27 protein-coding genes are annotated in these 24,029 nt (G+C 55.2%); 19 read left to right on the top strand and 8 right to left on the bottom strand.

Annotated features, from left to right (window positions below; genetic code table 11):
• Position 1 precedes the first annotated feature (1 nt).
• Positions 2 to 2,077, bottom strand: a complete 2,076-nt coding sequence (locus F3I44_RS09565) for a YccS/YhfK family putative transporter (RefSeq protein WP_150011046.1) — start codon at positions 2,075 to 2,077, stop codon at positions 2 to 4.
• Between the two features lie 57 nt (positions 2,078 to 2,134).
• Positions 2,135 to 2,767 (bottom strand): cAMP-activated global transcriptional regulator CRP, encoded by a 633-nt coding sequence (gene crp / locus F3I44_RS09560; protein WP_003852956.1) that lies wholly within the window; start codon positions 2,765 to 2,767, stop codon positions 2,135 to 2,137.
• 303 nt (positions 2,768 to 3,070) lie between these two features.
• Between crp and F3I44_RS09555 the strand changes: the two genes are divergently transcribed.
• The gene (locus F3I44_RS09555) at positions 3,071 to 3,475 is read left to right on the top strand and encodes an OsmC family protein (RefSeq protein WP_003852949.1); all 405 of its coding nucleotides are present in this window, start codon (positions 3,071 to 3,073) and stop codon (positions 3,473 to 3,475) included.
• A gap of 536 nt (positions 3,476 to 4,011) precedes the next feature.
• On the opposite strand, the gene F3I44_RS09550 is transcribed toward F3I44_RS09555, so the two are convergent.
• From F3I44_RS09550 to F3I44_RS09540, 3 genes are all read right to left on the bottom strand, one after another.
• Positions 4,012 to 4,881 (bottom strand): phosphoribulokinase, encoded by an 870-nt coding sequence (locus F3I44_RS09550; RefSeq protein ID WP_150011044.1) that lies wholly within the window; start codon positions 4,879 to 4,881, stop codon positions 4,012 to 4,014.
• 61 nt (positions 4,882 to 4,942) lie between these two features.
• A complete protein-coding gene (locus F3I44_RS09545; RefSeq protein WP_013359263.1) occupies positions 4,943 to 5,161 on the bottom strand; it encodes a YheU family protein in 219 nt (72 codons plus the stop codon).
• 4 nt (positions 5,162 to 5,165) lie between these two features.
• On the bottom strand, positions 5,166 to 6,182 hold the full coding sequence (locus F3I44_RS09540; protein ID WP_150011042.1) for a hydrolase: 1,017 nt from the start codon (positions 6,180 to 6,182) through the stop codon (positions 5,166 to 5,168).
• 58 nt (positions 6,183 to 6,240) lie between these two features.
• On the opposite strand from F3I44_RS09540, the gene F3I44_RS09535 reads away from it, so the two are divergent.
• Positions 6,241 to 6,843: a LysE family translocator gene (locus tag F3I44_RS09535; RefSeq protein WP_150011040.1), complete on the top strand. Its 603-nt coding sequence runs from the start codon at positions 6,241 to 6,243 to the stop codon at positions 6,841 to 6,843.
• 1 nt (position 6,844) lies between these two features.
• Here the strand turns inward: F3I44_RS09535 and F3I44_RS09530 are convergent, their stop codons facing one another.
• On the bottom strand, positions 6,845 to 7,825 hold the full coding sequence (locus tag F3I44_RS09530) for a LacI family DNA-binding transcriptional regulator (protein WP_150011038.1): 981 nt from the start codon (positions 7,823 to 7,825) through the stop codon (positions 6,845 to 6,847).
• A gap of 236 nt (positions 7,826 to 8,061) precedes the next feature.
• On the opposite strand from F3I44_RS09530, the gene tauA reads away from it, so the two are divergent.
• From tauA to tauD, 4 genes are read left to right on the top strand one after another with little or no spacing between them, the layout of a single operon-like run.
• Positions 8,062 to 9,039, top strand: a complete 978-nt coding sequence (tauA, locus tag F3I44_RS09525) for a taurine ABC transporter substrate-binding protein (protein WP_150011036.1) — start codon at positions 8,062 to 8,064, stop codon at positions 9,037 to 9,039.
• 9 nt (positions 9,040 to 9,048) lie between these two features.
• The gene (tauB, locus tag F3I44_RS09520; RefSeq protein WP_150011034.1) at positions 9,049 to 9,816 is read left to right on the top strand and encodes a taurine ABC transporter ATP-binding subunit; all 768 of its coding nucleotides are present in this window, start codon (positions 9,049 to 9,051) and stop codon (positions 9,814 to 9,816) included.
• Positions 9,813 to 10,640 carry a taurine ABC transporter permease TauC gene (gene tauC, locus F3I44_RS09515; protein ID WP_033734148.1) on the top strand — a complete coding sequence of 276 codons (828 nt, stop codon included), beginning with the start codon at positions 9,813 to 9,815 and terminating at the stop codon, positions 10,638 to 10,640. The genes tauB and tauC overlap by 4 nt, the downstream gene beginning before the upstream one ends.
• Complete coding sequence (tauD, locus tag F3I44_RS09510; protein ID WP_150011032.1) at positions 10,637 to 11,476, top strand: taurine dioxygenase; 840 nt, start codon at positions 10,637 to 10,639, stop codon at positions 11,474 to 11,476. The genes tauC and tauD overlap by 4 nt, the downstream gene beginning before the upstream one ends.
• A 32-nt stretch (positions 11,477 to 11,508) precedes the next feature.
• On the opposite strand, the gene F3I44_RS09505 is transcribed toward tauD, so the two are convergent.
• On the bottom strand, positions 11,509 to 13,413 hold the full coding sequence (locus F3I44_RS09505; protein ID WP_150011030.1) for an ABC transporter ATP-binding protein: 1,905 nt from the start codon (positions 13,411 to 13,413) through the stop codon (positions 11,509 to 11,511).
• A gap of 112 nt (positions 13,414 to 13,525) precedes the next feature.
• On the opposite strand from F3I44_RS09505, the gene kefG reads away from it, so the two are divergent.
• The 4 genes from kefG (at position 13,526) to slyD (ending at position 16,862) form a co-directional block, all read left to right on the top strand.
• The gene (gene kefG / locus F3I44_RS09500; protein ID WP_150011028.1) at positions 13,526 to 14,077 is read left to right on the top strand and encodes a glutathione-regulated potassium-efflux system ancillary protein KefG; all 552 of its coding nucleotides are present in this window, start codon (positions 13,526 to 13,528) and stop codon (positions 14,075 to 14,077) included.
• The gene (gene kefB, locus F3I44_RS09495) at positions 14,078 to 15,886 is read left to right on the top strand and encodes a glutathione-regulated potassium-efflux system protein KefB (RefSeq protein WP_150011026.1); all 1,809 of its coding nucleotides are present in this window, start codon (positions 14,078 to 14,080) and stop codon (positions 15,884 to 15,886) included.
• 23 nt (positions 15,887 to 15,909) lie between these two features.
• Positions 15,910 to 16,104 (top strand): YheV family putative zinc ribbon protein, encoded by a 195-nt coding sequence (locus F3I44_RS09490; protein WP_010253033.1) that lies wholly within the window; start codon positions 15,910 to 15,912, stop codon positions 16,102 to 16,104.
• Between the two features lie 197 nt (positions 16,105 to 16,301).
• The gene (gene slyD / locus F3I44_RS09485; RefSeq protein ID WP_009087618.1) at positions 16,302 to 16,862 is read left to right on the top strand and encodes a peptidylprolyl isomerase; all 561 of its coding nucleotides are present in this window, start codon (positions 16,302 to 16,304) and stop codon (positions 16,860 to 16,862) included.
• 97 nt (positions 16,863 to 16,959) lie between these two features.
• On the opposite strand, the gene F3I44_RS09480 is transcribed toward slyD, so the two are convergent.
• Positions 16,960 to 17,178, bottom strand: coding sequence for a SlyX family protein (locus F3I44_RS09480; protein WP_013359251.1), 219 nt, complete (start codon positions 17,176 to 17,178; stop codon positions 16,960 to 16,962).
• Between the two features lie 269 nt (positions 17,179 to 17,447).
• Here F3I44_RS09480 and fkpA point away from each other — a divergent pair, with 269 nt between their 5' ends.
• From fkpA to F3I44_RS09435, 9 genes are all read left to right on the top strand, one after another.
• Entirely contained in the window at positions 17,448 to 18,293 is an 846-nt protein-coding gene (fkpA, locus tag F3I44_RS09475) for an FKBP-type peptidyl-prolyl cis-trans isomerase (RefSeq protein ID WP_061063525.1), read from the top strand.
• 166 nt (positions 18,294 to 18,459) lie between these two features.
• A complete protein-coding gene (locus F3I44_RS09470; RefSeq protein WP_013359249.1) occupies positions 18,460 to 19,182 on the top strand; it encodes a transcriptional regulator in 723 nt (240 codons plus the stop codon).
• Positions 19,182 to 19,568 (top strand): sulfurtransferase complex subunit TusD, encoded by a 387-nt coding sequence (gene tusD / locus F3I44_RS09465; RefSeq protein ID WP_150011024.1) that lies wholly within the window; start codon positions 19,182 to 19,184, stop codon positions 19,566 to 19,568. The genes F3I44_RS09470 and tusD overlap by 1 nt, the downstream gene beginning before the upstream one ends.
• The gene (gene tusC, locus F3I44_RS09460; RefSeq protein WP_150011022.1) at positions 19,568 to 19,927 is read left to right on the top strand and encodes a sulfurtransferase complex subunit TusC; all 360 of its coding nucleotides are present in this window, start codon (positions 19,568 to 19,570) and stop codon (positions 19,925 to 19,927) included. Before tusD ends, tusC begins: the two co-directional genes overlap by 1 nt.
• Positions 19,928 to 19,936: 9 nt before the next feature.
• Entirely contained in the window at positions 19,937 to 20,224 is a 288-nt protein-coding gene (gene tusB / locus F3I44_RS09455) for a sulfurtransferase complex subunit TusB (RefSeq protein WP_150011020.1), read from the top strand.
• A 124-nt stretch (positions 20,225 to 20,348) separates the two neighbouring features.
• Entirely contained in the window at positions 20,349 to 20,723 is a 375-nt protein-coding gene (gene rpsL, locus F3I44_RS09450; RefSeq protein ID WP_003852912.1) for a 30S ribosomal protein S12, read from the top strand.
• Between the two features lie 96 nt (positions 20,724 to 20,819).
• Complete coding sequence (rpsG, locus tag F3I44_RS09445; protein ID WP_009087603.1) at positions 20,820 to 21,290, top strand: 30S ribosomal protein S7; 471 nt, start codon at positions 20,820 to 20,822, stop codon at positions 21,288 to 21,290.
• Between the two features lie 93 nt (positions 21,291 to 21,383).
• Positions 21,384 to 23,498 carry an elongation factor G gene (gene fusA / locus F3I44_RS09440; protein ID WP_150011018.1) on the top strand — a complete coding sequence of 705 codons (2,115 nt, stop codon included), beginning with the start codon at positions 21,384 to 21,386 and terminating at the stop codon, positions 23,496 to 23,498.
• A 68-nt stretch (positions 23,499 to 23,566) separates the two neighbouring features.
• Positions 23,567 to 24,029 (top strand): GTP-binding protein (locus F3I44_RS09435; RefSeq protein ID WP_150019384.1); only part of this gene is annotated, 463 nt, incomplete at its 3' end.

Here is a 24,029-nt window from a genome sequence, read left to right as displayed (position 1 = left end):
CTTAGTTTTTACGTAAGCGTCTGATCAGCCAGCGGCCATGTTGCGGTCGCTGGTTCCACGCCAGCGATGAAATGGTGTACATCACGCTCAGATGATCGAGAATGCGCCGCACATGCTGCTCCACCACCGTAATCGGTCCCTCACTGATGTTCTCCAGGTCATCCAGCAGATTCACCTGTGAGCTTTCACCATCATATTCCAGCCGCTGCTGACACCGCTGCAGCGCAATTTCGCAGGATTGCAGATAGCGTTGAGCCAGCGAGGCGGTCAGCATCGTGTGCTCGCGCGCCAGAATCGTTATCGCATTGATATGCTCGACAATAAACTGACTGTGGGTGACCCAGAGCCGCATATCAGTCAGATAGCGCGAGTTGAACGCGGGTTCCTGCATCGCCTGATTTAGCGAGTTAAACAGCGCATTGTGTGCCTGATTCACTTTCACTCGCTGATAAGCCAGTTTCTCTGGCGACTGTTCATCGCCCAGCAAGAGCCGCAGTGCATCCTGGTAGGTTTCCAGCGCGTCGTGGGCGTTCTGCCGCAGTAAGCCGCTCTGCCACTGCGGCCATAACCACAGCATCCCGCCAAAGGCGATCAGACAGCCCATCAGCGTATCCATCAGTCGCGGCAGCAGAAACTGCGCACCATTCAGTGACAGCAGTTGCAGCGAGTAAACTGCCGTGACCGTAAAGCCAATCATCGACCAGCCATAGAACTGGCGGGTAAAGCGATAGCTGATAAAGGTTATCGCCAGCATGATCAACAGCACCAGGGACTCCGGCACCGCCAGCCGCAGCGTAGCGGCCGCGATGACCAGGCCGGCAAAGGTGCCCAACGCCCGGTGCTGAATACGGACGCGGGTGGCGCTGTAGCCGTTCTGGCTGACGAACATAATGGTCATCAGGATCCAGTAGGGTTTGGGGATATTAAAGAACAGCGCCAGCGCGCTGCCCAGCATCAGCATCACCGCAAAGCGACCCGCCGTACGCAGCGCCGACGAGCGAAACGAGAGATAGCTGCGCAGCGCCGGTAACAGCGGCAGGCGGCGCTGGCGGTCTGCCATCAAATCGCGCTGGTAAAGCGGCTTCTGGGTGCGCAGCACCCGCGCAATGCGGTTGAAGTGATAAAGGCAGAAGTTACCCACCGGATTATCGGGATGCTGATGGGCGATTTTCTCCAGCGCGCCGAGCTGTTTATCCATCGCAAAGCGGTCGGGTAACTGGTGATAAAGAATGTTATCTGCCAGCACCCGCAACCGGGCCGAGATGGTTTTGGCATTCCAGCGGATCACCGCTTCAGCATGGCTCTGCTCTACCAGCTTCTGTACTTCTTCCGGCCGATGCAGGCTGACCGAGATATGCTCCTGCAGATCGAGCGCCACCTGGAAAGCGCGCGTTAGCCGCTTATGGCTGTGATCGCGGCTTGCCGACAGCATGTGCATCTGCTGATAACAGGTGTTGATCAGATCGACCACTTTCTGCTGGTGAGCCAGCAGCGGCGGCAGCGCTTTTTCGGGATCGGTCAGCTGCGTCAGCAGGGTATATTTGGCGTCACAGTAGTTGGCCAGCTCGCGGTAAATCAGGCTCAGGCTCTCCCGCATCGGCTGCTCTTTCCACAGCCAGAACCAGAACCAGTTAAATATCCCATACCAGAGTGTGCCGCCGATATAGAGCAGCGGAGTGACATAGATGGGCATGCGGCCAATCAGGCTGAGGGTAAAGATGGCGGCAATAAGCGTACCGGGCAGCAGACGGCCGTGCAGCGGGCTAATCTCACCGGTGACGCCAAGCAGCAAAGGCATAGCGAAGAGGATCAGCGGCAGTGGAATCGCATGCAGGGTGAGCCACTGGATCAGAAAGCTGCCGAGGGCAAACAGGCTGCCGCCCACAATCAGACGTTTGAAAAAGCGTTTATGCGGAGTATCGAGACCGGCGATATTGCAGCAGGCGGGCACTAATGAGAACAGCAGACCTTTTTGCAGGTCGCCAGCCAGCCAGCCCAACGCGACCGGCAGGCAGAGCACCAGCGTTTGCCGCAAGGCGTAGTTAACTTCAGGATGATAAATGATTCGACGCCACATCGGCCCAACACAAACAATAACGGCGTGATGTTGCCATCACGCCGTGGATGACAGGAGTTAGCGGGTGCCGTAAACGACGATGGTTTTACCGTGTGCGGAGATCAGGTTCTGATCTTCCAGCATCTTCAGAATACGGCCCACGGTTTCACGTGAACAACCCACAATCTGGCCAATTTCCTGACGAGTGATTTTAATTTGCATGCCGTCGGGATGCGTCATGGCATCTGGCTGCTTCGCCAGGTTAAGCAGGGTCTGAGCAATGCGTCCGGTGACGTCGAGGAAAGCGAGGTTACCCACTTTTTCAGACGTGACCTGCAGGCGACGCGCCATCTGCGAGGAGAGTCGCATCAGGATGTCGGGATTCACCTGGATCAGCTGACGGAATTTCTTGTAAGAAATCTCCGCGACTTCGCACGCGCTTTTCGCACGTACCCAGGCGCTGCGCTCCTGACCTTCTTCGAACAGGCCAAGCTCACCAATAAAATCGCCCTGATTCAGGTAGGAAAGAATCATCTCTTTGCCTTCTTCATCTTTAATCAGAACCGCGACGGAACCTTTCACGATGTAGTAAAGCGTTTCTGCTTTTTCACCTTGGTGAATCAGCGTACTTTTGGATGGATACTTGTGAATATGGCAATGGGACAGGAACCATTCGAGTGTAGGGTCTGTTTGCGGTTTGCCGAGAACCATTCGCTATTATCCTCTGTTGTAATCGTGCCCAAAATACAGGGGGCAGTTTTCCCTGTCAGGCGGTGAAAGCTTCAAGCGTTTCCTTTTCAGGAAATTATTCGGGCCGCATCAGGCGCAGTGCGCTTCATTCTTCCCGGCTTCGCCATCGGGTGACGAAAAATATTTTCAGCACTGTTTGTAGCACAGCTTTTGCCGACTGTCTTCTGTTGTCTCGCTTCAGCTACAGGCGGATTTCTCTGGATTGCTGTTTACCAGGTGAAAGCGTACTCTGGCGACAAAACAGCGTATTCCGGAGCAAAAATCATGCAGGCAAGAGTGAAATGGGTAGAAGGGCTGACATTCCTTGGAGAATCCTCATCCGGCCATCAGATACTGATGGATGGCAATTCGGGTGATAAAGCGCCCAGCCCAATGGAGATGGTGCTGATGGCGGCAGGTGGATGCAGCGCGATTGACGTGGTATCAATTCTGCAAAAAGGCCGCAACGATGTGGCTGATTGTGAAGTAAAACTGACCTCAGAACGTCGTGAAGAAGCACCGCGAATCTTTACGCACATCAACCTGCATTTTATCGTGAGTGGCAAAGCGCTCCAGGATAAAGCGGTCTCACGCGCCGTCGATCTTTCGGCAGAGAAATACTGCTCTGTGGCCATCATGCTGGGTAAAGGTGTGACGATTACGCATAGCTATGAGGTGATTGAGCTGTAGTATCTGAAAACGACCATTAACGGCCCGTGCAACATTGGGCGGCGGTAAGATCGAGCCTGCGCAGAAAACCGGGCCAGATCGGAAAGTCGCTTAAACCATCCCTGGGCGCTCGGCCCACGCGATTACGCACCTCATCCCTGAAGTGCGCCTGTAGCCGGGCCAACGCGTTGCGTTGTTCAAAAACGCTCCCGGCGTTTTTATCCCTGGCGTGGGACGCTTTCCTCTTCTGACCCGGTTCCCTGCGTGTTGAGCTTATATGCTGCTGTCAGATTCTTTGTGATCAGGGTCTGTCTGAAGCGAGCTCCCTGAAACCGGATGTGGCTGCCGGACGTGAAGCGAAGGGAGCATACACCTGTAGCAAAGCATAGCGGGCCAGGGATGGCCCGCGCTGAGCCTGCCAGGGATGGCGGTTTTGCGTCTTTGCGAAAGGCGTATGCTCCCTGAAGCCTGCTCAGCAGCAAGCCTTTATCCGCAGAAAAGCCGGTTTTACATTTTTGCGAAAGGCATCTGCTGTCTGAGGGTTTTTTGCTGACCTCTTACTCTATCCGCTTACCTTCCATCAGCCGCTTCACCAGCGGCCCCATGATCAGCTCCATGGCCAGACCCATTTTGCCGCCAGGCACCACCAGCGTATTGATGTGCGAGATAAACGACCCCTGCAGCATCGCCAGCAGATAGGGGAAGTCGATATCCTCCAGTCCCTGAAAGTGAATCACTACGAAGCTCTCATCCAGTGACGGAATGGTGCGGGCAGCGAACGGGTTGGAAGTATCAATGGTTGGAACGCGCTGAAAGTTGATATGGGTACGTGAGAACTGGGGCGTAATGAAGTTGATGTAATCCTCCATCGACCGCACCACCGAATCCATTACTGCTTCACGTGAATGACCGCGCTCGCCAGTGTCGCGCACCAGTTTCTGAATCCACTCCAGGTTAACAATCGGTACCACGCCCACCAGCAGATCGACCTGTTCCGCCACGTTGTGCTGCGCCGTCACCACACCGCCATGCAATCCTTCATAAAAAAGAATATCGGTGTTCTGCGGTAGCGGCTGCCAGGGGGTAAAGGTGCCGGGCACCTGATTCCAGGGCACCGCCTCATCGTAAGTGTGCAGATATTTACGCGACTGCCCCTGCCCACTGTGGCCATACTCTTTAAAGCTCTGCTCAAGCAGGCCAAAGTCATTGGCTTCCGGGCCAAAGTAGCTGATGTGACGTCCTAAATCGCGCGCCTTACGAATCGCCATATCCATTTCCGGGCGGGTAAAGCGGTGAAAACTGTCACCTTCCAGCTCCGCTGCATGCAGGTCAAGCTGCTGGAAGATTTTGCGGAACGCCAGGCTGGTGGTGGTGGTTCCTGCGCCGCTGGAACCGGTCACCGCGATAATGGGATGACGAGCAGACATAGAAAAGCTCCCTGTGTGGTCGGGCAATGAGCATTGTTATCATGAAATGCCCGCCGGTGCATCAGCCGCGAAATTCTTTACGCGGCATGATGTTGACCGATTCATGCAGTTCCGACCATACCAGTACCACTTCACCGGTTTCCAGCTGGCGTCGCACATCAGCCACCTTGTCCAGCAGGCTACGTTCATGCTCGCCATAGTCAGTGCCTTCACGCAGCACAAAGGTTTCAATCAGATTTTCAAGGGTCTCAGGTGAGACCTGTTGCCAGGGAATAATCACGAGATCAGTTATCCAGAAAAGGGGCGATCCACTGCGGGATGCGCTGTTCCAGCCACATTTCAGGCTGGCGTAACGTCCCGCCGACAAAACCGACGTGGCCGCCGTGTGGTGTCAGTTGATAAGTAATAGTGGCAGATAATTGGCTGCTGTGCGGGATCACCTCATCACTCATAAAAGGATCGTCTTTGGCGTGGATGATCAGCAGCGGTTTCTTTGCGTGCTGCAGCCAGGGCATGGCGCTGGCCCGATGATAGTAATCGGCCGCATCGACAAAACCGTGGGCGCGGGCGGTAATCGCATCATCAAAATCGCGCAGTCGCCGCAGCGCTTTTAACTGCGCCAGATTGACTGGCAGCGTATCCGGCCAGGCGTGCAGTTTGCGGCGGGCATTTTTCTTCAGCTGCGCCAGCAAATAGTATTGATAGAAGCGTGAGAAGCCGCGTTCCAGTTTTACGCTACACGGCTCCAGCTGCAGCGGGGCGGAGACAATGACGCCCGCCTCCACTTCAGCAGCTGCGCCCTGCTGGCCCAGCAGGCAGCCCAGCATATTGCCGCCCAGTGAAAAACCGACGGCGACGGTCGGCACCTGGCCCCAGCGGATACGCAGCCAGTGCAGAAAAAAGCGGGCATCTTCCGTTTCGCCGGAGTGATAGATGCGATTGAGCCGGTTAGGTTCGCCGCTGCAGCCGCGAAAATGCATCACCACTGCCAGCCAGCCGCGCGCACGGCAGATGTTCATCAGGCCATGAATATAGGGGCTGTGAAAGCTGCCCTCCAGCCCATGAAACAACACGACACGCGGTTTATGCTGCGCCTGTTGTGGATCTTCGCTCCAGGCGAGATCGACAAAGTCGCCATCCGGCAGATCGAGCCGCTGCCAGTGAGGCGCGAACGTGACACGGCGACGCAGCAGGCGCGGCAGCATTGTCTGCAGGTGGGCGTTACGCAGGCTGTCAGGCGGCGTGAATTGCTCGTTTTCCGGTCCGGTAAATTTCATGTGGTAAAAGCTTGTCTGTTCCATATCACACTGTTAGCTTCGATAAGTTTTTTCTTGCAAGGGTAAGGAGTACCCGATTGCCATGGAACTGAGTCTTTTCTTATCAATGTTGGGCTTTCTTTGGGTCGCGGCGATTACGCCTGGGCCTAATAATATGTTACTCACCGCCTCTGGCGCTAATTTTGGCTTTCTGCGCACCATTCCACTGATGATCGGCATCATGATTGGTATGCAGGTGATGCTGCTGATGGTGGCCTTTGGCGTTGGCGGTCTGATCCTGCTCTATCCTTCGCTGCACCTGGTGCTGAAGATCGCCGGTAGCCTCTATCTGCTCTGGCTGGCGTGGAAGATAGCAACGTCCAGCTATGAAAAGCTGGAAACCGATCAGGCACCGGATGCACCGATGCCGTTCTGGCAGGGTGGGTTGCTGCAGCTGATCAATCCAAAGGCCTGGCTGATGGCGCTGGGCGCGGTCGCCAGCTTCAGTCTGGCGGGTGATGCTTATCGCCATTCGGTGATGGCGATAAGCGTCGGCATGTTTCTGGTTAATCTGGTGTCAGGCGTGATCTGGATGGGATTTGGCGCGATGATCGGCCGCATTCTGCGCAGCCGTCGCGCCTGGAAAATCTTTAACCTTGCTATGGGGCTGCTGACTGCGGCCTGCGTGCTGTTAATCTGGTACTGAGTCAGCTGGATGCGCGTTCAACGCGCGTCCAGGGCAGCACCTCACGGATGACTGGTGCATTCGGATTACGGATCTTCTGCAGCAGCAACTGCACGCTGCGCGCGCCGAGCTGATTCATCGGTTGCTCGATGGTGGTCAGCGGTGGATTCAGGCTGCGGGTAAACGGCACGCCATCAAATCCGACGACCGCCAGATCTTCCGGCACGCGCAGCCCTGCCTCCAGCGCCGCATGAACCACGCCCACTGCCAGTACATCTGACACCGCAAACACCGCATCCGGCGGTTCCGGCAGCGCCATCAACTCCCGCATCGCCTGACTGCCCGCTTCAGGGGAGATCTCACAGGTATAAGAGACGCCGGACCACGCATACCCGAGCTCTTCAATCGCCTGCCGGTAGCCTTTTTCACGATGATGCGAGTAAAGGTAACGCATGTCGCCGTTAACCAGCCCGATACGCTTACGTCCTTTACCGGCGAGGTAATGGATGGTGTCGCGTGCGGCTTCCAGATGATCAATGCTGACCGAGGAGGCGGGGATCTCCGGAGCAAACTCACAGCACTGCACCCAGGGGGCTCCTGCGATCAGCGCCTGCAAATCCTGTAAGCCGGAGGCCGCATCCATGGTAATCACGCCATCCACCACTTTGCCGGTCAGCAGACTCAGATAGGCGGCTTCACGCTGAAGCTGCGAGGCCGAATTACAGAGCAGGATATGATAGCCATGCAGTTCCGCTTCGGCCTCGATGCCCTGAACCACGCGGGAACAGAAGGGGTTAGTGATATCCGAGATCAGCACCAGCAGCATGTTGCTTTGCGCCGTACGCAGCTGACGCGCCAGCAGATTGGGCTGATAGTCGCAGGCAGAGATTGCCGCCAGAACTTTCTCACGCGTATCGGGCTTTACGCCGGGATGCGCGTTGAGAACGCGCGATACCGTGGCTTTGGAGACGCCAGCCAGCTGAGCGACTTTCTCGATCGACATCGAATACAGAGACCTTAACAGGCAAAAACTGGGAACGCATATCAATAGCACAGGGACAATGTGAGCGCCTGACATTTTTGCTTACTTTAGCTATTTTCAGTATTTGTGATTTTTAACTTAGCTTTGCAGATAGTGATCTAAGAACTTATTTCTATTAGGGATAATTTTTAATTCCTTTATGAAACTATAGCGGCCATAGACACTGCCTCCACGATAAAAACGGTGGGGTAATGATCATGGCAGCAACACGTTTAACTTTTTTAGCCGCAGCGCTGGCGCTGCTGGCGTTTCAGGCTGATGCGGTCAATGTCACCGTGGCGTACCAGACCTCAGCCGAACCCGCGAAAGTGGCCCAGGCCGACAACAGTTTTGCAAAAGAGAGCGGGGCCAGCGTTGACTGGCGAAAGTTTGACAGCGGCGCAGGGGTATTACGCGCACTCGCGTCCGGCGACGTGCAGATTGGCAACATCGGTTCCAGTCCGTTAGCGGTCGCAGCAGCGCAGAAATTGCCAATTGAAGCGTTCTTACTCGCCTCTCAGCTGGGCAACTCTGAAGCGCTGGTGGTAAAAAAGAACATTACCTCCCCCAACGATCTCATCGGCAAACGCATCGCGGTGCCATTCATCTCAACTACCCACTACAGCCTGCTGGCTGCACTGAAACACTGGGGCATCAAGCCGTCGCAGGTTCAGCTGGTAAACCTGCAGCCGCCAGCAATTATCGCGGCCTGGCAGCGTGGCGATATTGATGGTGCCTATGTCTGGGCTCCTGCAGTCAATGAGCTGGAGAAAGAGGGCAAGGTGTTAACCGACTCTGCGGAAGTGGGGAGCTGGGGTTCACCGACGCTGGATGTCTGGGTAGTCCGCAAAGATTTTGCCGAACAGCACCCGGAGATCGTGACCGCCTTTGCCCGCAGCGCGATTGATGCGCAGCAGGCCTATCTTAACAGTCCCGACAGCTGGCTGAAGCAGCCCGATAACCTCAGCAAACTCTCACGCCTGAGCGGGGTGCCGGAAGCGCAGGTGCCGGGTCTGGTCAAGGGTAATACCTACCTGACGGCGCAGCAGCAGGTTGAGCAGCTGGGCAAGCCGGTCAATAAGGCGATCGTCGATACCGCGCAGTTCCTGAAAGCGCAGGGCCGGGTGCCGCAGGCAGATAATGACTACAGCAGTTACGTGACCTCCCGTTTCGTCGAACCATTAGTTAGACCGTAAGGAGGCACTATGCTGCGCATCGCTCACCTTAATGCCCGTTATGCCGGACAGCCTGTGTTGCAGGATATCAATCTGCAACTGGATAGCCAGGAGCTGCTGGTCGTGCTCGGTCCCTCCGGCTGCGGAAAAACCACGCTGCTTAATCTGGTGGCCGGATTCCTGCCGGTGGAGTCGGGCAGCATCACGCTGGATAACCAGCCAGTGACCGGGCCAGGCGCGGAGCGCGGCGTGGTGTTTCAGCATGAAGGATTACTGCCGTGGCGCAACGTGCTGGATAACGTTTCCTTTGGGCTGCAGCTGGCGGGGATGCCGCGCCAGGCACGTGAGGGCATAGCACGGAAACTCATCAGGCAGGTCGGGCTGGAAGGGGCGGAAAAGCGCGCCATCTGGCAGTTGTCCGGCGGTCAGCGTCAACGGGTAGGTATTGCCCGCGCGCTGGCCACCGATCCGCAACTGCTGCTGCTGGATGAGCCGTTTGGCGCACTGGATGCTTTTACCCGTGAGCAGATGCAGACGCTGCTGCTGACGCTATGGCGCGACAGTGGTAAACAGATTCTGCTGATTACACACGATATCGAAGAGGCGATTTTCCTCGCCAGTGAACTGATTCTGCTGTCGCCAGGACCGGGCCGCATCGTGGAGCGGCTGCGGCCCGAATTTGGCCGCCGTTTTGCTGAGGGAGAGTCGTGCCGCAGCATCAAATCCGATCCGCAGTTTATCGTCCAGCGCGAATATGTGCTGAGCCGGGTGTTTGATCAGCGGGAGGCGTTTGCATGAGCGCGTTAATCCACGATAAGTCTCTGCCGGTGCGCCGCAGGCTGCGCTGGCCATTTTCAACCGCCTTTACACTGAGCGTGCTAAGCCTGTCTCTCCTGTTACTGCTCTGGTGGGGCGTCACCGCGCTGGGCCTGATTGCTCCGCTGTTCCTGCCGTCGCCGCAGCAGGTGTTCAGCAAGCTGCTGGTGATTGCCAGCGCACAGGGCTTTATGGATGCCACGCTCTGGCAGCATCTGGCCGCCAGCCTGACGCGGATGCTGATTGCACTGACGGCTGCTGCCGCTATCGGTATTCCGGTGGGGATTCTGATGGGCCTTAGCCCGGTCGCTCGCGGGCTGCTCGATCCGCTGATTGAGCTTTATCGTCCGATTCCGCCACTCGCCTATCTGCCGCTGATGGTGATCTGGTTCGGCATTGGTGAGACCTCGAAAATCCTGCTGATCTATCTGGCGATCTTCGCGCCCGTTACTCTCTCAACCCTGGCCGGGGTGCGTAACACGCAGCAGGTACGTATTCGCGCGGCTCGTTCGCTGGGGGCTAACCGCTGGCAGCTGCTGCGCTGGGTGATCCTGCCAGGCGCGCTGCCAGAGATTCTGACCGGTCTGCGCATTGGTCTGGGAGTGGGCTGGTCAACGCTGGTGGCAGCGGAGTTGATTGCCGCCACGCGCGGCCTCGGTTTTATGGTGCAGTCAGCGGGTGAGTTCCTCGCCACCGATGTGGTGCTCGCGGGTATAGCGGTAATCGCCTTTATCGCTTTTAGCTTAGAACTTGGGCTCCGCGCGTTGCAGCGCCGTCTGACGCCCTGGAGTGGAGAACAGTCATGAATGAACGTCTCAGTTTTACCCCGCTTGGCCCCTATATCGGCGCACAGGTTTCAAATCTGGATGTCTCCCGGCCATTAAGTGATGCGCAGTTTGAACAGCTTTACCATGGCCTGCTGCGTCACCAGGTGCTGTTTCTGCGTGACCAGAAAATTACGCCGGAACAGCATCGCGCCCTGGCGATCCGCTTTGGCGACCTGCATATCCATCCGGTCTATCCCCACGCAGAAGGCGTTGAGGAGATAATCGTACTGGATACGCATCAGGATAATCCGCCGGATAACGACAACTGGCACACCGACGTTACCTTTATCGACACGCCACCGGCTATTGCTTTACTGGCCTCAAAAGTGTTGCCGGAGGCGGGCGGTGACACGCTCTGGACCAGCGGCATTGCAGCTTACGAGGCACTCTCAAAACCCTTTAAGCAGCTGCTGGCAGGCCTGAGTGCCGAGCATGATTTCAAAAAGTCGTTTCAGGAGTATAAGTACCGCAAAACCAGAGAGGAGCATCAGCGCTGGCAGCAGGCGGTGGCTAAGCATCCGCCGGTGCAGCATCCGGTGATCCGCACGCATCCGGTCAGCGGCAAAAAAGCGCTGTTTGTGAATGAGGGTTTTACCACGCGGATTGTGGAGTTAAGCGAGAAGGAGAGTGATGCGCTGTTGGGCTTCCTGTTTGCGCATGCCACCAAACCCGAGTTTCAGGTGCGCTGGCGCTGGCAGCCAGACGATCTGGCTATCTGGGATAATCGGGTCACGCAGCATTATGCTAATGCCGACTACTATCCTGCCCGGCGGATCATGCAGCGGGCGACGGTGCTGGGCGATAAACCGCGTTGAAAGAGACGCTCCCCGCGAGCGGGGAGCGTTTTTTATGAGGACATCATCTGTTCGAGCTGTTCCTGGGCTTCCAGCCACGCCATCTCAACCTCTTCCAGCGCAGATTTACTCTCGGCCTGACGCTGCAGCGCGGTGGTCAGGTCCGCTTTACGGCTCTGATCATAAATCGCACTGTCTGAGAGCTGCGCTTCGGCATCGGCCAGCTGGCTCTGCCATTTGCTCATCTGCTTTTCCAGCTTCTCGATCTCTTTGCGAAGTGGTTGCGTCTGGGTGCGCAGTTCGGCATCGCGGCGCTTCTGATCTTTACGCGCCTGGGCACTGTTGCCGTTATCCTGCTTCGGTGCAGCATCCTGTTGCGCCTGCTGTTTCTGCAGATCGCTCAGCCACTGCTGATAATCTTCGAGGTCGCCCTCAAACACATCCACTTTGCCATCGTGCACCAGATAGAGATCGTCGGTGGTGGCGCGCAGCAGGTGACGGTCGTGCGACACCACCACCAGCGCCCCTTCAAAGTCGATCAACGCTTCGGTCAGCGCCTGACGCATATCGAGATCCAGGTGGTTGGTGGGTTCATCAAGCAGCAGCAGGTTAGGGCGCTGCCAGACAATCAGCGCCAGCACCAGTCGCGCTTTCTCACCGCCGGAGAAGCGTTCGGTGTTTTCAGTGACTTTATCGCCACGGAAATCGAAGCCGCCCAGATAGTCGCGCAGCTGCTGTTCCAGCACGTTCGGCGCAATGCGCGCCAGATGCTGCAGCGGGGACTCGTCAGCACGCAGGTACTCCAGCTGATGCTGGGCGAAGTAGCCGAGCTTGATCCCTTTCGCCAGCCCCATCCTGCCGTCCATCGCTTCCAGCTCACCCGCCAGCAGCTTAATCAGGGTCGATTTACCGGCACCGTTACGTCCCAGCAGGCCGATGCGCGATCCCGGAACCAGGTTGAGCTTGATGGCGTCGAGAATGATACGGTCGCCATAGCCCGCGGTGACCTTCTCCATCTTCAGAATCGGGTTGGGCAGATTCTCCGGCTTGCGGAAGGTGAAGCTGAACGGGTTATCGACATGGGCCGGCGCAATCATCTCCATCCGCTCCAGCATCTTGATGCGGCTCTGCGCCTGCTTCGCTTTGGTGGCCTGGGCGCGGAAGCGATCAATGTAGCTGTGTAAGTGCGCCACTTTCTCCTGCTGACTTTCATACAGCGCCTGCTGCTGAGCCAGCTTGGCGACGCGCTGTCGCTCAAAGGAGCTGTAGTTGCCGGTGTATTCGAACATTGACTCCTGTTCGATATGAATAATTTTGTCGATGACCGGATCAAGGAAGTCCCGATCGTGCGAGATCAGGATCAGCGTGCCTTCATAACTCTTCAGCCAGCGCTCCAGCCAGATGACCGCATCGAGATCGAGGTGGTTGGTGGGTTCATCCAGCAACAGCAGGTCGGAGGGGCAAATCAGCGCCTGGGCCAGATTAAGGCGCATACGCCAGCCACCGGAGAAGTCGCTGACCGGACGCTGCAACTGTTCCTGACTGAAGCCCAGACCATGCAGCAGGCTGGAGGCGCGCGCATGGATGCTCCACGCCTGCACCGCATCCAGTTTGCCATGCAGCAGCGCAATGGCATTACCATCGTCGCGCAGATTGGCGTCCGCCAGTTCTGCTTCAAGCTGGCGAAACTGACGATCGCCATCAATCACGTACTCCAGTGCAGCTTTATCCAGCGCGGGAGTTTCCTGATTCACCCAGGCCAGCGCCCAGTGAGCAGGAAAGGTGACGGTGCCGGCATCGCTGGTGATCTCACCTTTTAACAGCGACAGCAGCGTGGATTTACCACAGCCGTTTTTACCCACCAGCCCGACCTTCTGACCGGGATTAATGGTGGCGGTGGCGTTGTCGAGCAGGACGCGGATGCCGCGACGAATTTGTAAGGCAGAGAAGACAATCATGTAAGCGCCGTATCGTCAGAATATGTTAATTTACTGGCAACATAATGAGATTTTGCTGCGTCGTGCATGGTAGCCGAAAACCGCACCAATGACGACGCTTTGGAGGGAAAGGATGTCGCAGCCACCCCGCGTGTTACTGCTTTTTGCTCATCCGGAATTACAGGATTCCGTCGCTAACCGGATTTTGTTGCAGTCGGCGCAGGCACTGGAACACGTCACCGTGCACGATTTGTACGCCACCTATCCGGATTTTTTTATCGATATTCATCATGAACAGCAGCTACTGCGTGAACATGATGTCATCATTTTTCAGCATCCGCTCTATACCTATAGCTGTCCGGCCTTGCTGAAAGAGTGGCTGGATCGGGTGCTGTCGCGCGGTTTTGCCAATGGCGTGGATGGCAATGCGCTGGAAGGCAAGTACTGGCGCAGCGTTGTGACGACCGGGGAGCCGGAGAGCGCCTTTAAACAGCAGGGGCTGAACCGCTATTCACTCAATGACATTATGCGGCCTTTTGAGCTGACTGCGCAGATGTGCCGCATGCACTGGATGCCGCCGATGATCGTCTACTGGGCGCGTCGGCAGAGTCCTGAACTGATGAAAAATTATGCCCGCGCCTATGGCGAGTGGCTGGCAGCACCGCTGCCGAATGGAGGGGTATAGATGGAAGGGCAAACGCTGCTGACCGCCGGGGTGATTTATCTGGTCGCGGCGGTATTGATTGTACCGGTGGCAGCTCGCCTCGGTATTGGTGCAGTTCTGGGCTATCTGGTGGCGGGTATCGCCATCGGCCCCTGGGGATTAGGCTTTATCAGCGACGTCGATGAGATTCTCCACTTCTCTGAGCTTGGCGTGGTTTTCCTGATGTTTATTATCGGGCTGGAGCTGAACCCGGCAAAGCTGTGGGCGCTGCGCCGCTCCATTTTTGGCGTCGGCGCAGCGCAGGTGATCTTCTCAGCAGCCATTCTGGGCGGCTTATTATGGCTGACCGACTTTAGCTGGCAGGCGGCAATCATCGGCGGGATTGGTCTGGCGATGTCTTCGACCGCCATGGCGCTGCAGCTGATGATGGATAAAGGTATGAACCGCAGCGAAGCGGGGCAGCTGGGCTTTTCGGTGCTGCTGTTTCAGGATATCGCGGTGATCCCGGCCCTGGCGCTGATCCCGCTGCTGGCCGGAACCGACAGCGGCCATATCGACTGGATGAAGGTCGGCATGAAAGTGCTGGCGTTTGCCGGGATGCTGGTGGGTGGGCGTTATCTGCTGCGGCCTATCTTCCGCTATATCGCCGCATCAGGTGTCCGTGAGGTCTTTACCGCGGCGTCGCTGCTGCTGGTGCTGGGTTCGGCGCTGTTTATGGATGCGCTGGGCCTGTCGATGGCGCTGGGCACCTTTATTGCCGGGATCCTGCTGGCAGAAAGTGAATACCGGCATGAGCTGGAAGTCGCTATCGACCCGTTTAAGGGGTTACTGCTGGGCCTGTTCTTTATTTCGGTGGGCATGGCGCTCAACCTCGGTGTGCTCTATACCCATATTGTGACCATCCTGCTGGGCGTGGTGACGCTGGTGGCGGTGAAAACGCTGCTGCTCTATCTGCTGGCGCGCATTTATGGTCTGCGCAGTTCCGAGCGACAGCAGTTTGCTGGCGTACTGAGTCAGGGCGGCGAGTTCGCCTTTGTGCTTTTTTCAGCGGCCTCGTCGGCGAAACTCTTCTCAGGCGACCAGTTGCCGATGCTGCTGGTGACCGTGACGCTGTCGATGATGACCACGCCGCTGCTGATGAAGGGTATCGACCGACTGCTGGCTCGCCGCTTTAATGAGCCGGACGAAAATGCAGAGAAACACTTTGTCGAAGATGATCAGCCGCAGGTGATTGTGGTGGGCTTTGGTCGCTTTGGTCAGGTGATAGGCCGCCTGCTGATGGCGAACAACAAACGCATTACCGTGCTGGAGCGCGACATCAGTGTCGTGAGTCTGATGCGTAAATATGGCTATAAGGTCTATTACGGTGATGCCACAGAGCTGGAGCTACTGCGTGCCGCCGGTGCAGCCAGCGCGCAGTCGATTGTGATCACCTGTAATGAGCCGGAAGATGTGATGACTATCGTGCACCTGTGCCAGCAGCATTTTCCGCAGCTGCAGATTCAGGCGCGCGCCCGGGGCCGTGTGGAAGCGCATGAGCTGCTACAGGCAGGCGTTACACAGTTCTCGCGTGAGACATTCTCCAGTGCGCTGGAGCTGGGCCGTAAAACATTAATGTCGCTGGGGATGCATCCCCATCAGGCGCATCGCGCCCAGCAGCATTTCCGCCGGCTTGATATGCGGATGCTGCGCGAGCTGGTACCGACGCTCTCTGAAAGCGCGGCGCAGGCCTCACGCGTCCGTGAAGCCCGGCGTGAACTGGAAGATATCTTCCAGCGCGAAATGCAGCGCGAAAAGCGGCAGATCGACGGCTGGGACGATGATCAATAACCTTTTTAAACAGGCAGAAGCTCATGCGTAAACGTTTTATTGCTGGTGCGACATGCCCGCACTGCCAGGAGAAGGACACGCTGGCAATGTGGCGTGAAAACAATGTGGATGTGGTGGAGTGCGTCAAGTGTGGTCATCAGATGCGTGAGGCAGATAAGCAGGCGCGCGATCAGGTTCGCACTAACGAGCAGGTTATCGGCATTTTTCATCCTGAATAGTGGAATCGGGCAGCTTTTTTCACGCTTAAACTTACAGCGGGATTGAATTCCGTTACAATTGACGCCATTAAGGCTGAAGTCGCAAGAGAAAGTGAAACCCCTCTTGTACTCAACCCCGAACCTTTCTGGTTGGTGTTATTGCACGCAAGAATAGACCAATGAGACGGGATCTCAGCTCTCAACGGTTAGGAGATATCATGAAAGTAGCAAAAGACCTGGTGGTAAGCCTGGCCTATCAGGTACGTACAGAAGACGGCGTGTTAGTTGACGAGTCACCGGTGAGTGCACCGTTAGACTACCTGCACGGTCATGGTTCCCTGATTTCTGGTCTGGAAAATGCGCTGGAAAACCACGTTGCCGGCGACAAGTTTGACGTGCATATCCCGGCAAACGATGCTTACGGTCAATATGATGACAATCTGGTGCAGCGCGTACCTAAAGACGTCTTCATGGGCGTTGACGAACTGCAGGTTGGCATGCGCTTCCTGGCAGAGACCGATCAGGGTCCGGTACCGGTAGAAATCACCGAAGTGGAAGACGATCACGTCGTGGTTGATGGTAACCACATGCTGGCGGGTCAGAACCTGAACTTCAATGTTGAAGTGGTTGCTATCCGTGAAGCCACACCGGAAGAGCTGGCTCATGGCCACGTTCACGGTGCAGATGGCCATCATCATGACCACGATCACGGCCATGATCACGACCACGACCACGGTAAAGGCGGTTGTGGTACTGGCGGTTGCGGCTGCAGCCACTAAGTCTCACCAGACCTTTCAAGGCCACCTCCGGGTGGCCTTTCTTTTGGCTGATACTCTGATCCGGCCCGGCAGAACCAGGGCCAGATACCGCCCACCATCAGTAGTGTGGCGGAGGCGTCTCTTCAGACTGCGAGGCGACCATCGATGGCGCATTTGCTTTGAGCTTGTCGGTTAAAATGCGCATCTGCTCACGCATCTTGTTCATCTCCAGCTCGTGCTGAACCACCGCGCTGTTCAGCTGCTCAATGGTCATCTCCTGAAAGGCCAGTTTGCTCTCTAACGTCTCCAGACGCTGTTCCCACTCAGATTGTTGCATGACCTGTTCCTCTGTTAAGGTGCGACTCAGGGCGTGATTCTACGACCTGAATGCCAGGAATCACCTGTTTTTTTCACGCCCGGAGGCGTTGCGCTTGAAAAAAGGCAGCGCGGCATCATCTCTGATGAAACTTCCCGATGTTATAAAGGTCGGAGGTAGACCGGGTAATTACATTGTGGGAGTGTTCGACACTGCCACGTAAAGTTATAGTGTGGGCTCTGAAGTCCGCAATGTTTCCCGAGGTTAGACGCTTCGGTTTTGGAGAATGGATGAAATCACTGTTTAAAGTCACATTGTTAGCTACCACCATGGCTGTTGCACTGAATGCATCAATGGCAATGGCAGCAGACACCGCTGCGGCACCACAGGCTGCACCAGCCGCCGCGCCACAGTCCGCGCCTCAGGCACCTAAGAATGCGGCCTTCAAAGATGAAGACCAGCAGTCTGCCTATGCACTGGGTGCTTCACTGGGTCGCTACATGGACAACTCCCTGAAGGAACAGGAAAAACTGGGTATCAAACTGGATAAGCAGCAGCTGATTGCTGGTGTTCAGGATGCGTTTGGTGGCAAGAGCAAACTGTCTGACGAAGAGATTGAGCAGACATTGCAATCCTTTGAAGGCCGCGTGAAAGGCGCAGCCTCAGCGAAAATGGAAAAAGATGCGAAAGAGAACGCTGAAAAGGGCGACGCTTTCGCGACCAAATTTGCTAAAGAGAGCGGCGTGAAGAAAACCGAAAGCGGCCTGTTATATAAAGTTGAGAAAGAAGGTACCGGCGACGCACCTAAAGATAGCGATACTGTCGTGGTTAACTACAAAGGTACGCTGATCGACGGTAATGAATTCGACAACTCTTATACCCGTGGCGAGCCACTCTCATTCCGTCTGGACGGTGTGATCCCAGGCTGGACTGAAGGTCTGAAGCACGTGAAGAAAGGCGGCAAAATCAAGCTGGTGATCCCACCGAATCTGGCTTACGGTAAAAATGGCGTTCCGGGCATTCCGGCTAACTCCACCCTGGTCTTTGATGTTGAACTGCTTGATATCAAACCCGCGCCAAAAGCAGATGAAAAAGCACAGGCTCCTGCGCCTGCTGCTGCAGAAAAAGCGCAGTAATCTGTTGACCGCCGCCTCCGGGCGGCGGTTTCATTTTAGCTTCACGACAAACCTCTGGCATAAGCCGACGACATTTGCCAGACTAATGCCTGCCTAATTATCCCAATATTGAGTCTGCCCATAAGCCGCTGTGACAGGCTCCAGCCATTCAGGGTGATACTCTTCAATGTCTAATCCATTCAATCCGGGTGAACTGAGCGACTTCGATCTTCTGGAGCAGCGCCCGTTCGAAGAAACTGATTACGATATTCTGAAATCGTACGAGGCTGTCGTGGATGGCCTGGCGATGTTGATCGGCTCGCATTGTGAAATTGTCCTGCATTCGCTGGAAGACCTTAAGTGTTCGGCCGTGCGTATCGCCAATGGTGAACACACCGGCCGTAAGGTCGGTTCGCCGATTACCGATCTGGCCCTGCGTATGCTGCATGATATGCATGGCGCGGACAGTAATGTTTCACGTGCCTATTTCACACGTGCTAAAAGTGGCGTGCTGATGAAGTCGGTCACCATTGCGATTCGCAACCGTCAGCAGCGGGTCATTGGACTGCTCTGCATCAACATGAACCTGGATGTCCCTTTCTCACAGATCATGTCGACCTTTATGCCGCCAGAAATGCAGCAGGTTGACTCCAACGTCAACTTTGCCAGTTCGGTCGATGATCTGGTGATGCAGACGCTGGAGTTCACCATTGAAGAGGTCAGCGCTGATCGCAATGTGTCCAACAACGCCAAGAATCGCCAGATTGTGTTGAACCTGTATGAGAAGGGAATCTTCGATATCAAAGATGCCATCAACCAGGTGGCCGATCGGCTGAACATTTCGAAGCACACCGTCTATCTCTACATCCGCCAGTTTAAAAATGGCGACTTTCAGGGACAGGATCGGTAATGCGCTATACCCTGCTGGTCACCGGTCCGGCTTACGGTACGCAACAGGCGACCAGTGCATATCTGTTTGCCCGCGCACTGCTGGCGGCAGGCCATCAGCTTGACAGCGTTTTCTTTTATCGCGAAGGCGTGCTGAACGCTAACCAGCTGACGGCACCGGCCAGCGATGAGTTTGATCTGGTACGCGCGTGGCAGGCATTACATCAGGAGGAGGGTGTGGCACTGAACATCTGTGTAGCGGCTGCGCTACGGCGTGGCGTCAGCGATCAGCAGGAAGCGGCCCGACTCCAGCTGGCGGGCAGTAACCTGCAGCCGGGTTTTACACTGAGCGGGCTGGGTGCGCTGGCAGAAGCGGCGCTGAGCTGTGAACGTATGGTGCAGTTCTGATGAATCGTGTCGCATTTGTCTTTACCCGGGCACCGCACGGTAGCAGCGCAGGGCGCGAGGGGCTGGATGCTGCGCTGGCTACGGGCGCACTCAGTGAAGATATCGGCCTGTTTTTTATTGGTGATGGCGTGCTGCAGCTTAATCAGCACCAGCAGCCTGAGGCGATTAAGAGTCGTCACTATGCCGCGACCTTTGGCGTGCTGGCGCTGTATGACATTGAACAGTGCTATCTCTGCCGGACATCGCTGATAGCACGTGGATTAGCGATTGACGCTCACCGGTTGCTGAATGTTACGCTACTGGACGCGCCGGCGCTGCGGCAGACGCTGGCCAGCTACGATCGCATTCTGACTTTTTAAGAGACGTTAATGCTGCACACCTTAATACATTCACCGGCACACTGTGACCTCGAAACCCTGCTTTTAATCGCGGGTGAGGGTGATGACCTGCTGCTACTGCAGGATGGCGTGCTGGCTGCCTTAGCGGGCAGTCGCGTACTGATGCGGCTATCAGAATGTGAAGCCACGCTGTGGGTGCTTGCTGAGGATGTCCAGGCGCGCGGACTCACTGAACAAATTTCGACCAGCGTGCAGTCAATAGACTATACTGGCTTTGTCACGCTAACGAGCAGGCATCAGCAACAAATGGTCTGGTAATCGGCTAAAACCTGGTTATTTCTTGACACCCTTTTGACTCAGCCCTAAAATTCTGCCTCCTCGTAATTCTACGAGGCGATTTATTACGTGTTTACGAAGCAAAAGCAAATCCAGGAGCTATTTAATGGCAACAGTTAACCAGCTGGTTCGCAAACCACGCGTCCGCAAAGTTGCAAAGAGCAACGTGCCGGCGCTGGAAGCTTGCCCGCAAAAACGTGGCGTTTGTACTCGTGTGTACACCACCACTCCTAAGAAACCAAACTCTGCACTGCGTAAAGTCTGCCGTGTGCGTTTGACCAACGGTTTTGAAGTTACCTCCTACATCGGCGGTGAAGGTCATAACCTGCAGGAACACTCCGTGATCCTGATCCGTGGCGGTCGTGTAAAAGACCTGCCAGGTGTGCGTTACCACACCGTTCGTGGCGCGCTGGACTGCTCAGGTGTTAAAGACCGTAAGCAGGCTCGCTCCAAGTACGGCGTGAAGAAGCCAAAGGCTTAATGGTTCTCCGTTAAGTAAGGCCAAACGTTTTAAATTAAATGTCAAAATAAACTCATAGAGTTTTGGACAATCCTGAATTAACAACGGAGTATTTCCATGCCACGTCGTCGCGTCATTGGTCAGCGTAAAATTCTGCCAGATCCTAAGTTCGGATCAGAGCTGCTGGCCAAATTTGTAAATATCCTGATGGTAGATGGTAAAAAATCTACTGCAGAATCAATTGTTTATACCGCGCTTGAGACCCTGGCTCAGCGTTCAGGTAAAAACTCCCTGGAAGCCTTTGAAGTAGCACTGGAAAACGTGCGTCCGACTGTTGAAGTTAAGTCACGTCGCGTTGGTGGTTCTACTTATCAGGTACCAGTTGAAGTCCGTCCGGTTCGTCGTAATGCCCTGGCAATGCGCTGGATCGTAGATGCTGCTCGTAAACGTGGTGATAAATCAATGGCTCTTCGCCTGGCGAACGAACTTTCTGATGCTGCAGAGAACAAAGGTACTGCAGTGAAGAAACGTGAAGACGTTCACCGTATGGCTGAAGCCAACAAGGCGTTCGCACACTACCGCTGGTAACAGTCGCGTAGTTATTGTTAAACCAGCGGGCGCCCAAATGGCCAACCCGCTGGGGTTGACTAATTTTGAACGTCCGAAAAACCGAGGAATAAAATGGCTCGTAAAACACCCATTGCTCGCTACCGTAACATCGGTATCAGTGCGCACATCGACGCCGGTAAAACTACCACTACCGAACGTGTTCTGTTCTACACCGGTGTAAACCACAAAATCGGTGAAGTACATGACGGCGCAGCAACTATGGACTGGATGGAGCAGGAACAGGAACGTGGTATTACTATCACTTCCGCTGCGACCACCTGTTACTGGTCTGGTATGGCTAAGCAGTTTGAACCACACCACATCAACATCATCGACACCCCAGGACACGTTGACTTCACCATCGAAGTAGAACGTTCTATGCGTGTTCTTGATGGCGCGGTAATGGTTTACTGTGCAGTTGGTGGCGTTCAGCCACAGTCTGAGACCGTATGGCGTCAGGCTAACAAATACAAAGTTCCACGCATTGCGTTCGTCAACAAAATGGACCGCATGGGTGCAAACTTCCTGAAAGTTGTTAACCAGATGGAAGTTCGTCTGGGCGCAACTCCAGTTCCTCTGCAGCTGGCTATCGGCGCAGAAGAGAAATTCACCGGTGTTGTTGACCTGGTGAAAATGAAAGCCATCAACTGGAACGACGAAGACCAGGGTGTAACCTTCGTTTACGAAGATATCCCAGCTGATATGCAGGAACTGGCTGAAGAATGGCGTGCGAAGCTGGTTGAAGCCGCTGCTGAAGGCTCTGATGAGCTGATGGAGAAATTCTTCGGCGGTGAAGAACTGACTGAAGAAGAGATCAAAACATCTCTGCGTAAGCGTGTTCTGAACAACGAAATCATCCTGGTAACCTGTGGTTCTGCATTTAAGAACAAAGGTGTTCAGGCGATGCTGGATGCAGTTGTTGAATATCTGCCAGCACCAACTGACGTTACCGCGATCAACGGTATGCTGGACGACGGTAAAGACACGCCGGCTGTTCGTCACTCAGACGACAACGAGCCGTTTGCTGCACTGGCGTTCAAAATTGCTACCGACCCGTTTGTGGGTAACCTGACCTTCTTCCGCGTTTACTCTGGTGTTGTTAACACAGGTGACACCGTGTTCAACCCGGTTAAGTCAAACCGTGAGCGTCTGGGCCGTATCGTTCAGATGCACGCTAACAAGCGTGAAGAAATCAAAGAAGTCCGTGCGGGTGATATCGCCGCTGCGATCGGCCTGAAAGATGTGACCACTGGTGATACCCTGTGTGACCCAGAGAACGTCATCATCCTTGAGCGCATGGAGTTCCCGGAGCCGGTAATCTCTATCGCCGTTGAACCAAAAACCAAAGCTGACCAGGAAAAAATGGGTCTGGCTCTGGGCCGTCTGGCGAAAGAAGACCCATCATTCCGCGTATGGACTGATGAAGAATCTAACCAGACCATCATCGCCGGTATGGGTGAATTGCACCTCGACATCATCGTTGACCGTATGAAGCGTGAATTCAACGTTGAAGCAAACGTGGGTAAACCACAGGTTGCTTACCGTGAAGCGATTCGCAACAAAGTTACCGATGTTGAAGGTAAACACGCCAAGCAGTCTGGTGGTCGTGGTCAGTATGGTCATGTTGTTATCGACATGTACCCACTGGAGCCAGGTTCGAACCCGAAAGGTTACGAATTTATCAACGACATCAAAGGTGGTGTGATTCCTGGCGAATACATCCCTGCGGTTGACAAAGGTATCCAGGAGCAGCTGAAATCAGGCCCTCTGGCTGGTTATCCGGTTGTGGATCTGGGCGTGCGTCTGCACTTCGGTTCTTACCATGATGTCGACTCCTCAGAACTGGCGTTTAAACTGGCCGCGTCTATTGCCTTCAAACAAGGCTTTAAACAAGCGACACCTGTTCTGCTTGAGCCTATCATGAAGGTTGAAGTTGAAACGCCAGAAGAGAACACGGGTGATGTCATCGGTGACCTTAGCCGTCGTCGTGGTATGCTTAAAGGGCAGGAATCTAACGCTACTGGCGTTCAGATTCACGCTGAAGTTCCGCTGTCTGAAATGTTCGGATACGCAACTCAGCTGCGTTCTCTGACCAAAGGTCGTGCTTCTTACTCCATGGAGTTCCTGAAGTATGACGATGCGCCGAACAACGTAGCGCAGGCCGTTATTGAAGCTCGTAGCAAATAAGCTACGGTTTAAATTTGAACTGATGCCTTCACCCAGATGGTGAAGGCACAACGTAAGGAATTATCGCCATGGCGAAAGAGCAATTTCAGCGTAACAAACTGCACGTAAACGTGGGCACCATCGGTCACGTCGACCACGGTAAAACCACTCTGACTGCAGCTATCACTACCGTACTGTCTAAAACTTACGGCGGTCAGGCTCGTGCATTCGATCAGATCGATAACGCACCAGAAGAGAAAGCTCGTGGTATCACCATCAACACTTCACACGTTGAATATGAAACCCCGACTCGTCACTATGCACACGTTGACTGCCCAGGCCACGCCGACTATGTGAAAAACATGATCACCGGTGCTGCGCAGATGGACGGCGCGATCCTGGTTGTTGCTGCAACTGATGGCCCAATGCCACAGACCCGTGAGCACATCCTGCTGGGTCGTCAGGTTGGCGTTCCTTACATCATCGTGTTCCTGAACAAGTGCGACATGGTTGATGATGAAGAGCTGCTGGAACTGGTTGAGATGGAAGTGC

The organism is Pantoea sp. F_5 (genome assembly GCF_008631595.1).
GTDB classification, from domain to species: Bacteria; Pseudomonadota; Gammaproteobacteria; order Enterobacterales; family Enterobacteriaceae; genus Pantoea; species Pantoea gossypiicola.
Note: the sequence above shows the minus strand (reverse complement) of the source record. Positions and strands in the feature narration are given on the sequence as shown.

What these genes read in the sequence shown, in the direction of transcription:
- F3I44_RS09565 (WP_150011046.1), bottom strand. Translation starts at nt 2,077, where the DNA reads ATGTGGCGTCGAATCATTTATCATCCTGAAGTTAACTACGCCTTGCGG.
- F3I44_RS09555 (WP_003852949.1), top strand. Translation starts at nt 3,071, where the DNA reads ATGCAGGCAAGAGTGAAATGGGTAGAAGGGCTGACATTCCTTGGAGAA.
- rpsG (WP_009087603.1), top strand. Translation starts at nt 20,820, where the DNA reads ATGCCACGTCGTCGCGTCATTGGTCAGCGTAAAATTCTGCCAGATCCT.
- tusD (WP_150011024.1), top strand. Translation starts at nt 19,182, where the DNA reads ATGCGCTATACCCTGCTGGTCACCGGTCCGGCTTACGGTACGCAACAG.
- tusB (WP_150011020.1), top strand. Translation starts at nt 19,937, where the DNA reads ATGCTGCACACCTTAATACATTCACCGGCACACTGTGACCTCGAAACC.
- crp (WP_003852956.1), bottom strand. Translation starts at nt 2,767, where the DNA reads ATGGTTCTCGGCAAACCGCAAACAGACCCTACACTCGAATGGTTCCTG.
- F3I44_RS09470 (WP_013359249.1), top strand. Translation starts at nt 18,460, where the DNA reads ATGTCTAATCCATTCAATCCGGGTGAACTGAGCGACTTCGATCTTCTG.
- tauB (WP_150011034.1), top strand. Translation starts at nt 9,049, where the DNA reads ATGCTGCGCATCGCTCACCTTAATGCCCGTTATGCCGGACAGCCTGTG.
- F3I44_RS09505 (WP_150011030.1), bottom strand. Translation starts at nt 13,413, where the DNA reads ATGATTGTCTTCTCTGCCTTACAAATTCGTCGCGGCATCCGCGTCCTG.
- F3I44_RS09530 (WP_150011038.1), bottom strand. Translation starts at nt 7,825, where the DNA reads ATGTCGATCGAGAAAGTCGCTCAGCTGGCTGGCGTCTCCAAAGCCACG.
- tauC (WP_033734148.1), top strand. Translation starts at nt 9,813, where the DNA reads ATGAGCGCGTTAATCCACGATAAGTCTCTGCCGGTGCGCCGCAGGCTG.
- kefG (WP_150011028.1), top strand. Translation starts at nt 13,526, where the DNA reads ATGTCGCAGCCACCCCGCGTGTTACTGCTTTTTGCTCATCCGGAATTA.
- F3I44_RS09535 (WP_150011040.1), top strand. Translation starts at nt 6,241, where the DNA reads ATGGAACTGAGTCTTTTCTTATCAATGTTGGGCTTTCTTTGGGTCGCG.
- tusC (WP_150011022.1), top strand. Translation starts at nt 19,568, where the DNA reads ATGAATCGTGTCGCATTTGTCTTTACCCGGGCACCGCACGGTAGCAGC.
- fusA (WP_150011018.1), top strand. Translation starts at nt 21,384, where the DNA reads ATGGCTCGTAAAACACCCATTGCTCGCTACCGTAACATCGGTATCAGT.
- tauA (WP_150011036.1), top strand. Translation starts at nt 8,062, where the DNA reads ATGGCAGCAACACGTTTAACTTTTTTAGCCGCAGCGCTGGCGCTGCTG.
- F3I44_RS09490 (WP_010253033.1), top strand. Translation starts at nt 15,910, where the DNA reads ATGCGTAAACGTTTTATTGCTGGTGCGACATGCCCGCACTGCCAGGAG.
- slyD (WP_009087618.1), top strand. Translation starts at nt 16,302, where the DNA reads ATGAAAGTAGCAAAAGACCTGGTGGTAAGCCTGGCCTATCAGGTACGT.
- fkpA (WP_061063525.1), top strand. Translation starts at nt 17,448, where the DNA reads ATGAAATCACTGTTTAAAGTCACATTGTTAGCTACCACCATGGCTGTT.
- F3I44_RS09480 (WP_013359251.1), bottom strand. Translation starts at nt 17,178, where the DNA reads ATGCAACAATCTGAGTGGGAACAGCGTCTGGAGACGTTAGAGAGCAAA.
- F3I44_RS09550 (WP_150011044.1), bottom strand. Translation starts at nt 4,881, where the DNA reads ATGTCTGCTCGTCATCCCATTATCGCGGTGACCGGTTCCAGCGGCGCA.
- F3I44_RS09540 (WP_150011042.1), bottom strand. Translation starts at nt 6,182, where the DNA reads ATGGAACAGACAAGCTTTTACCACATGAAATTTACCGGACCGGAAAAC.
- tauD (WP_150011032.1), top strand. Translation starts at nt 10,637, where the DNA reads ATGAATGAACGTCTCAGTTTTACCCCGCTTGGCCCCTATATCGGCGCA.
- kefB (WP_150011026.1), top strand. Translation starts at nt 14,078, where the DNA reads ATGGAAGGGCAAACGCTGCTGACCGCCGGGGTGATTTATCTGGTCGCG.
- rpsL (WP_003852912.1), top strand. Translation starts at nt 20,349, where the DNA reads ATGGCAACAGTTAACCAGCTGGTTCGCAAACCACGCGTCCGCAAAGTT.